Source organism: Methylibium sp. T29-B, assembly GCF_000576225.1.
GTDB lineage: Bacteria > Pseudomonadota > Gammaproteobacteria > Burkholderiales > Burkholderiaceae_C > Methylibium > Methylibium petroleiphilum.
Genome location: NZ_AZSN01000039.1, coordinates 24,558 through 31,281, shown reverse-complemented (window position 1 = coordinate 31,281; position 6,724 = coordinate 24,558). Strand labels below are relative to the sequence as shown.

General features: G+C 59.6%; 7 protein-coding genes. 4 read left to right on the top strand and 3 right to left on the bottom strand.

Annotated features, from left to right (window positions below; genetic code table 11):
* The first annotated feature begins 434 nt into the window (after window positions 1–434).
* From Y694_RS24160 to Y694_RS08815, 4 genes are all read left to right on the top strand, one after another.
* Window positions 435–1,175 (top strand): hypothetical protein, encoded by a 741-nt coding sequence (locus tag Y694_RS24160; RefSeq protein ID WP_155935808.1) that lies wholly within the window; start codon window positions 435–437, stop codon window positions 1,173–1,175.
* The gene (locus Y694_RS23270; RefSeq protein ID WP_081782205.1) at window positions 1,172–2,077 is read left to right on the top strand and encodes a heparin lyase I family protein; all 906 of its coding nucleotides are present in this window, start codon (window positions 1,172–1,174) and stop codon (window positions 2,075–2,077) included. The genes Y694_RS24160 and Y694_RS23270 overlap by 4 nt, the downstream gene beginning before the upstream one ends.
* A 321-nt stretch (window positions 2,078–2,398) precedes the next feature.
* The gene (locus tag Y694_RS08820; RefSeq protein WP_036231671.1) at window positions 2,399–3,256 is read left to right on the top strand and encodes an acyltransferase; all 858 of its coding nucleotides are present in this window, start codon (window positions 2,399–2,401) and stop codon (window positions 3,254–3,256) included.
* The gene (locus Y694_RS08815) at window positions 3,238–3,438 is read left to right on the top strand and encodes a hypothetical protein (RefSeq protein WP_036231670.1); all 201 of its coding nucleotides are present in this window, start codon (window positions 3,238–3,240) and stop codon (window positions 3,436–3,438) included. Before Y694_RS08820 ends, Y694_RS08815 begins: the two co-directional genes overlap by 19 nt.
* Window positions 3,439–3,504: 66 nt before the next feature.
* Here the strand turns inward: Y694_RS08815 and Y694_RS08810 are convergent, their stop codons facing one another.
* From Y694_RS08810 to Y694_RS23265, 3 genes are all read right to left on the bottom strand, one after another.
* Complete coding sequence (locus Y694_RS08810; protein ID WP_051495670.1) at window positions 3,505–4,530, bottom strand: glycosyltransferase; 1,026 nt, start codon at window positions 4,528–4,530, stop codon at window positions 3,505–3,507.
* 129 nt (window positions 4,531–4,659) lie between these two features.
* The gene (locus Y694_RS08805; RefSeq protein ID WP_081771229.1) at window positions 4,660–5,892 is read right to left on the bottom strand and encodes a glycosyltransferase; all 1,233 of its coding nucleotides are present in this window, start codon (window positions 5,890–5,892) and stop codon (window positions 4,660–4,662) included.
* Window positions 5,893–5,964: 72 nt separating this feature from the next.
* Window positions 5,965–6,705, bottom strand: a complete 741-nt coding sequence (locus Y694_RS23265) for a glycosyltransferase family 4 protein (protein ID WP_155935805.1) — start codon at window positions 6,703–6,705, stop codon at window positions 5,965–5,967.
* Window positions 6,706–6,724 lie beyond the last annotated feature (19 nt).

The window sequence follows — 6,724 nt, the reverse complement described above, 5'->3', positions numbered from 1 at the left end:
CCTTAGCTGCGGCCTCACCCAAGAGCACCCGGGTCCGCTCCCGACATCTCCAGAGGCCGCGTGTCAGCGCGCTGAGGGGGCAGAACGCCTTTCACGCAGGCTCGACTCTCTGCAAGAAACGTAACAGGACGTCGTGGGACCTGCTGGCGGACGCACCCGCGACGGCTTTGCGCACCCCCTAAAACCGAAGAGGCGGCCCCCACGCAGAGGCTAGCTCGCAATCGCCTTGTTACGCCGTCACCAGCCTGTTACATGACGCCGCCCGCCCATCCCTAGCATCCGCCCCATCGGTTCACGAACACCGACTGACGTGTGACGGAATAAACCCCGGACACACATCGAGTCAAAAGATTGGCAAATAGATAATTCGAATTCTCAAGTATTGCGCCCGTCCCGCGACATTGTTTTCAAAGATATATCCAGGAGTTTTATTCATGCAGCAATTTGACGGGACACGTCTGAGTATCATTGCGCAATTGATTGCTACCGCGTTTGCAGTGTCCGCTTGCGGCGGCGGCGGCGGCGGTAGCGACTCAGCCGTCGACAGCGGCGCCAGCACCTCCGGAAACCCGGTCACGGTTCCGAGCGACTCGACAGACACCCAGGCGGACAACGGCGGCTCGACTTCGACGGCGGGCGGCGGATCCGCCTCGACCCCCACCAAGACGACGATTGCCGCCGCGGCTCCCGTTGCACCGAGCGGCGTCTACAGCTTCCTGGCGTACGAAAAATACGCGTTCACGGTCAGTGGCACGCAACTCGTCCGTTACGGATCCGGTAGCACTTGGATTGCGAAGACCGTCACCAATGGCGGGCAATGCACCAACCAGTACTTCGGGGTCGACCCCGCACCTGCCACGTACAAGCGTTGCGAAGTGCTGGTCACCACGACCGCTGCGGCGCCTGTCGGGACCTATACGCATCTCGCCTACGAGAAGTACCCGTTCTCAGTCACTGGGACGCAGATCGTTCGCTACGGCTCCGGCTCGACCTGGATTTCACGCTCCGTGACCGGCAGCGGACAGTGCACGAATCAGTTCTTCGGCAAGGATCCGCTGCCTGCCGTGTACAAGCGTTGCGAACTGCTGGTTCAAGCCTCATCGGCTCCTGCGCCCAGCCCTGCGCCCGCACCCGCGCCCGCCGCCCGTCCGCCGCAGCACCGGCGCCGGCCGTGACCGCCCCAGCGCCGGCACCCGCGCCGACTCCGGCACCCGCACCCTCGACCTCCACGACAACGACCGTCGCCCCCGGAGACGTCTTCGCCGAACTCAACGCGAACAATGCGTTCGCTTCAGACAGTGACGGCGCCGGCCTTGAATGCGATGGCAGGAATGCGTCGGTTCGCAGCCTCTCCGAGGCAGGCTTCAGCGGCTCCTATCTCAGCGACGTGCTCAGTTCGACCCGCTTCGGTAAGGCCACTGATCCCGAGAACGCCGGCCGCAAGACCTTGATGGTCCGTCCCAATGTCAATGACGGTCTGACGGCCGGGGCACCGCGTTGCGAGGTCAGTTGGTGGACTACGCAACCTGGCGCTCTCAAGACAAAGACCGATATCTGGTATGCGTTCGGACTCTACCTGCCGAACTGGGAGACGACACCTGAAGAAGGCATCATTTCTCAGTGGCATCAAGCGGGCAATACGGTCAACCCCTTCATGGCCATCATGATCGCCGGCGACAGGATCAAGTTCCACACGGGCTGGAACTCGAACACGAATCCGACGCAGTCGGGGAACTCGACTCGAAGCTACTACAGCAACGGCTTGCCGATCAACAAGTGGACTTACTTCGTGATCAAGGCCAAGATCTCGCCCTTCACCAGCGATGCGCCGTACTTCAAAGTGTGGCGCGACGGCACGCAAATCATCGACTACTCGGGGCCCCTGAGTTACAACTCGCCGACCAACCCACCCTGGGCGAAGTTCGGTCTCTATCCCTGGGGTTACAACACGAGCAGCAATCGCTGGTCGCCCGAGGTCCCCACCAAGACCCTGTTGTTCAGGACGCCGACCTTCGTGCATGACCCGAACGGCAAGTACAAGGAGGCCGACATCCGTGCCTACGTGAAGGCCCGGTGAAGCAAAATTCCGACGGAGGCTTGTCAGACCCGCCTGCCCCGCTGACCTGCACACGATAAGCAAAGCACTGCGCTGCCCAGTTTGCCGAGACTTCGATCCATCGAAGTTCCGGCACGACTGGCAGCGCAGTGGCACGTGAGAAGAGCAACAATAAAGCGTACGTCATGGCGCTACACAATCCGACCGTAGCGTCACACCCGATATAGTTCGTGCATCAATAGAGCCCTTGACTCGAGGCCACGTTCAGGTTCCACAGCGCCCAGCGTGATACAACCTGCCGATGCGTTTTCAACAATAACGTTCTCTTTCTAGGGAGGTCGGATGCTTCAGGTACTACAGGCCGGTCGAGCGCTTGCGGCCATTAGCGTTGCGGCATTTCACCTGTCCATATTTATGGGCTTAGATCGTTATGGCGGTAACGCTGTTTTTAGGGAATTCACGAGCCAGGGCAACCGCGGAGTCGATTTCTTCTTCGTGCTATCGGGCTTCATCATCCTGTTCGCGCATGTGAACGACATCGACAAACCAGCAGCATGGAAAGAGTACGCGTATCGACGCTTCGTCCGGCTTTATCCCATCTATTGGGTCTACACCGGCGTGTTCGTTCTGCTGCTGTCATTCGGTCTGGGAACAGATGCAAAGTACCCCTCTAATATTGGGGACTGGCTGACGTCGCTGACGTTGATCCGATTCACCGACGGCGCACCGCCCTTGCTGGTCGCCTGGACCCTGTTCCACGAAATCGCGTTCTACGCCGCGTTCTCGATTCTGATCCTGAGCAAGCGAATTGGCATCATCGTACTTTCACTCGCAGCACTCGTATGTCTTGTGCTTTTTGATTATCCTGAAACGAATGATCGAAATGCCTTCAACGTTTACACCGCCGCATACAACCTGTATTTCCTGTTTGGCATGGGTGCGTACTGGATGTACAGGCGGGGCGGCCACGGTATCGTCGAATTCGTGGTGGGCCTTTGCCTAGCAGCGGTGGCACTGACGATCGCGATGCCGGTTGGTCTATCGTCGATCGTGGTTGTTGCGGGGCTTGCGCTCGTCGTAGCGGGCGCCACGAAGCTGGAGATGGCGGGATACATCAAAGTACCGGTTTTCTCACCTTTATCGGCAATGCCTCCTACAGCCTCTATCTGGTGCACGAGTCTGTGGAGGGGCTGCTGTTGAAGATCGCGAGGAAGACACACTTCTATGAAGTGGCCGGCCCGGAGGTGACATACGTGGTGGTACTTGCAGGAACGGTGGCGCTTGGGTGCCTGGCCTACGTCTTGGTCGAGAAGCCGTTGCTCTCAGAGCTTCAGCGACGGCACAAGAAGAAGCGGGTCGTGGCAGCCGCGACTGCATCCTAAAGATTTCGTTGAGGAATCTAACGCTTACGGCGTACAACGGATTCGCCATCGAATACTGTCGCCTTGTTATGTTCGTGAGAGCTTCTCGTAGATCGCCTCAATTTTCGGCAGCACGACGTCCTTGCTGAACTCGGTCTCGACGCGCCTTCGCGCAGCTCGGCCCATGAAAGGCAGCAGATGTCGATCCGCTGCCAGGTACAGGATCGCACCGAGGATGCTTTCGACATCTCCAGGCTCGACCAGTAGACCTTCCACCCCCGAATCGATCATCTCGGGAATGCCGCCAACGCGCGTTGCCACGACCGGGATCGACCAGCTCATGGCCTCGAGGATGCTGACGGGCATGCCTTCGTTGCGTGACGGCAGGATATAGACATCCGCAGCTCGCAAAAGCTCCAACTTTCGTTCACCATCAACCCAACCGATGACGGACACCGCATTGGCAACATCGAGATCCGCCGCCATGCGCCTGGCCTTGTCCACCTCCCCATGTCCTGCAATGGTGAGTCGAACGTCGTAACCGGCACTTCGCGCGCGGGCGACGGCCGGGATCAGTTCGAAAACACCTTTGTTCGATCCCACGAACCCCAGGAAGAGCAAATTGAGCGCTTGCTCCGCAAGCTGCGGTATCGGGTCAACCGGCTCCATTGTCGGCAGCACCACGTAATTCGGAACGATGACAACTTCTGCCGTCGGCGCAATCCGCAAGACGAACGCGCGCCACACTTCTGACAAGACGACCACACAGGAGAACCTCGACAGCACCCAACCGGCAATCCGTTGTCCGACGAGCGGCAAACGATCGATATGCCCGCTGATATGGCCACTGTGCAGGTGGAAGATGACTGCATGACCAAACAGGCGGGCGATCAACCCGAAGATCGACTTTCTCCAGAAGCTGCCACCGGCCGCGGCGTGAATGTGCGTGAACAAGACCTGTCCGGACAAGTTGAGAGAGAGGAATCTCGTCATGGCCCGCACAATGGCGCCCAGCCGCCGCACCATCGAGCCTTCCACGTGAGTCGCGATCAGCAGCACGTTCCAGCGCTCGAACAGGCCGTCCCGTGCGTAGGCTTCCACGACGGCACGCATACCTCCTCGTGCTGCAGTGCACAGCATCAGGACTCTCTTGTTCTTAGGCGTCGCAGTCATGAGGACTCAATCGCGAGCGCTGCATCGCATGGGCATGCGACGGTCTCCTCGGGGTGTTCTTATTGCTTCTTACGCAGCCAACGAGCGTTCCGATTCACTGCGCAACAAGCTCTTGTACCGATCGTACACGCGTGCACCGATGGCGCGGTAAGAGCGGTTCTCGAGGACGTAAGCCGGACCTCGGGTCGCATTTCGGAGCGTCTCGTCGGCGTCCCTCCACATCGAAATGATGGCCATGGCGAAGGCCGATTCATCCCAGGCGACGCATTTTCCAGTACCGCTGTCCTCGATCAAAAGACTCTGCTCGGGGTGCTCATTTGCCAGCACCGGCATGCCCAATGCCATGTACTCGACAAGCTTGGTCGGTGACGTCGAATTGAGAATGAACATGGGGAAGAACGGCGACACGCAGACGAACGACTCTCTCAGCTTGTCCCACGCCGCCGCTCTGGGCAGAAACCCGGTGATCGTGATCGCCTCGCTGACACCCAGACGATCTGCTTCGTCGAAGATCAGTGAGCGCTCCTCTCGGGACTCCGCGGCACCAACCAGCAACAATCCCGCGTCGGGAACGACCTTGCGGACTTCGGCGATCACTCGCACCATGAAGTCGAGACGCCGCCCAGTGGTCAACGTGCCCAGATATGACACGACCAGCCGTTCGGGTCGGGGGCGCAAAGACGAGTACTTGTCGATGTCTTCCGCTTTGATCTGAACCCCCATCGGGACGCTCGTCATCTTCGATGGCGCGATGCCATAGTGCGCAACGTCTCGCTTCATCTGTTCGCTTTGAACGAACACGTGGTCGACAAGTCGCAAGCCGGTTCTGTACAGCAGCCATACGCCGAGCCAGCCACGAAACTGCAGAACACGCTTCTTCAGCCCCCGACTTCTACTCGCTTCTTCCATGCTCGATTCCGGAAACGGAAAAGACAGCCAGTAGCTCTTGATCGACGTTCCGAACAGCGATGCCAGCTTGACCAGCCAGGCTCCGCCGATCTCGTCTCGGCACTGAATGATGTCCCAGGAGCGGCGCCACGCGAGCGACAGGAATGTGGCGTAACCCATGACAAGGTAGACGCAGTTGATCAGCTTGCCCACCAGTCCCCCGCGAGCGTAGAAAGGCGTGACCACCACAGCGCAGCGGGCCATCCGTCGCACCGTCGTGGTCTGTGCGTGGCGCTCGCTGCGCATGACTGCGACGCACCGAACTCCATGCCGAGGCAACTCGGTGCCGAACAACTCCGTCACATCAGGGCGGAATGAAGGAAAGCGTTCTCGAACCAGATACAGAATATTCATCAGTACGCAGGCTCTAGTGAATGAACAAAAGATCGGCCATGGCGCGAGAACGGGGTGTGTCGCCGCGCCGAATCAGCCTGGACAGGCCTCTTGTACGAGTTCGAGGAACCGCGGTTCGATGCCGGTCCATTTGAACTTCCCACTGCTCAGCACAGCTCGTTCGGATGCTGTCGAAAGATCGGATCGTCGAGCCCAGATGGTCTCCAGGCACTGCGCGAACGACGCGGGATCGTAGTCGAACACGAAGCCGTTGACGCCGTCTTCGATGTAGTCGGTGTGTGTTCTGATTCTGCTGGCCAGAACCGGCAAGCCGGCGACCAGATACTCGAACAGCTTGGTCGGCGGGTTGAATCGCCACCACAACCTGTCTTCCCAAATGCAGATACCAAGATCGGCACGCCTCAGATAGCGGGGAATCTCGGTACCAGGTACACGCCCGACTACCGTGAGCATCTCGTCGCTCAGTCCCAATTCTCTGGCTCGGTTCGCACAGTAGCGCTGTTGATCTTCGTCGGCACCAACCAGGGTGAGTTGACAGGGGATCCCGGCTCGGCAAGCGAGCGCGAGCCCTTCCAGCATCACATCGCGCCCTCGCTCTCGCGCGACAGTCCCGGTGTAGACGAGTTGCAGGCGTGCACCCGTTCCTCGGTCTCCTCGTTCGGCCCCTTGCCCCGAGAACTCGCCGGAGACGCCCATGTAGACCAGTTCGAGGCGCGCGCGCGGGACACCATGTTGCAAGAGGTCCTCGTGATGGGCCTCCCCGATCGGCATGACCAGGCGGCAGCGGCCTGCCGCCAGATAACTGGCTCTCACGAGTCCCGACCCCAGCAGC

Coding starts and splice junctions, on each gene's coding strand:
- Y694_RS08805 (WP_081771229.1), bottom strand. CDS start 5,892: ATGAATATTCTGTATCTGGTTCGAGAACGCTTTCCTTCATTCCGCCCT.
- Y694_RS08820 (WP_036231671.1), top strand. CDS start 2,399: ATGCTTCAGGTACTACAGGCCGGTCGAGCGCTTGCGGCCATTAGCGTT.
- Y694_RS08810 (WP_051495670.1), bottom strand. CDS start 4,530: ATGCGTGCCGTCGTGGAAGCCTACGCACGGGACGGCCTGTTCGAGCGC.
- Y694_RS24160 (WP_155935808.1), top strand. CDS start 435: ATGCAGCAATTTGACGGGACACGTCTGAGTATCATTGCGCAATTGATT.